The 1,739-nt window shown below is 37.3% G+C and carries 2 protein-coding genes; both read right to left on the bottom strand.

The annotated features are described in order from the left end of the window. Nucleotides 1-264: 264 nt before the first annotated feature. Entirely contained in the window at nucleotides 265-642 is a 378-nt protein-coding gene (locus tag CXF78_RS16520) for a hypothetical protein (protein ID WP_011638356.1), read from the bottom strand. A gap of 246 nt (nucleotides 643-888) precedes the next feature. Continuing rightward, nucleotides 889-1,455, bottom strand: coding sequence for a peptidylprolyl isomerase (gene slyD, locus CXF78_RS16515; protein WP_011638355.1), 567 nt, complete (start codon nucleotides 1,453-1,455; stop codon nucleotides 889-891). Nucleotides 1,456-1,739: the final 284 nt, after the last annotated feature.

Here is a 1,739-nt window from a genome sequence, read left to right as displayed (position 1 = left end):
TTTTAGGCTAAGCAATTAACCATCGATGTGCATCGACACAATATTCCAGTCCTCAGTGCTGATAATTCAATACTAATAAATTGCCAATATAATTGACTCGATAGGTGTTTTTATTACCTATCGAGCCTGAAGTGTTACTCATAAAATCAAATAGGCATTCATCAATGTTAATGACATTAGGTTCAGCATTAATTCCTGCTAATCAAATGTTCATGTTTTTTGTTCAGTTAATCTTTTTGATCCTCACCGCAATAGTTAATCTGACTATTGGTTAATTCCTCGCGGTAATCTGTGGTGACGATAACTTAAACGTCTTAAAAATAGGTATCCACCATAGGTGGTTAAACACAGTGCAAAAAGTGTGCTGGAATCTCTAGGGTAAAACCGATAAAGGCTCACAGCACCCAACACGTAAATAAAGGGTAATAAACCATAAATTGTTTCGGGGATGAATCCTGATTTGCGTTTACGTTTGGGGTCGGTTCTACGGTTCTTGGAGCGTAAGTTGTAAATATGTGCACCATATAAATACACTACAATTGAAGCAATAAGTGCATAATTTGGTTCGAGTAAAAAAATACTGACACTACCTACAAGCATGTAAGTGAACGGCAGTAATTCATACAGCGGTTTAATTAACATAAGCACTCCGTCGCTAGGTATTAATTATTATATTGGGAGTCAATTAGTGAGGATTGTACCCCCAAGTTATCCTTAACGGTCGATACAATAAATCTGACTAATTGATGTGATTAACGAGCTAACTATAACCTAAACAAAAAGGCACTGCCTAGTAACTAGACAATGCCTTGCGATGTTTCAACCTTTTTACTGACAAATAGACATTAAAGATAGAATGAGTAACTTATCTATTTAATCAATAATGAATTAACGACAGCCACAGCCGCCATTTCCATCACAGCCAGGTTTTTCTGTGCCACATGATTCATGGTCGTGTCCGTGATCATGTCCATGGCTACCACAGCCGCCTTCTGCATGGATATGTCCATGAGATAGTTCTTCTGCTGTAGCTTCTCTTACAGCGATAACTTCGACACTAAAATGCAGTGACTGACCCGCTAGAGGGTGATTACCATCAACAACGATGACATCATCTTTCACTTCAATGACTTGAACAGGGCGTTGACCCATTTCAGTTTCAGCGATAAAACGCATACCTGGAACGATATCTTCGACATCACCAAATGCACTGACAGGAACTTCTTGCTTTAAACCTGGGTGATATTCGCCATAGGCTTGTTCCGCAGGGATCTTTGCCTCGATATTCTCACCAACAGTTTTACCTTCTAAAACTGATTCAAGTCCAGGAATTAAATTTTCAGTGCCATGTAAGTAAACCATTGGTTCACTTTCAAATGAACTTTCTACTAATAGACCTTGCTCATCAGATAAGCGGTAATGAATAGTGACCGCCGCATGTTTTGTAATTTTCATATCGCCTCCAATTGTGATGTGAGTATCATACCGTATTTTGATATCAGGCTGCGATGGCTAACATCAGTTTTTGGTTATTGAATCACAGCTTTTTTTATTTTGTCTTATGCTGCATGTTTTATTGAGTTCATGTTGAAAATAAATCATCTAATTAGTGATGAAAATGGATAAGGTGGATAAATCATCTTGGTAGTACATCTATTGGTAATCTTTTTATGAGTACGTATTAAACTACTTCTTGTATCATTCTGTATTTGTTGAACTTACTTGGCTTTACTTATTTT

This window comes from Shewanella sp. 11B5 (assembly GCF_002836795.1).
GTDB classification, from domain to species: domain Bacteria; phylum Pseudomonadota; class Gammaproteobacteria; order Enterobacterales; family Shewanellaceae; genus Shewanella; species Shewanella frigidimarina.
The sequence above is the reverse complement of the archived record's forward strand: the minus strand, read 5'-3'. Positions and strand labels throughout refer to the sequence as shown.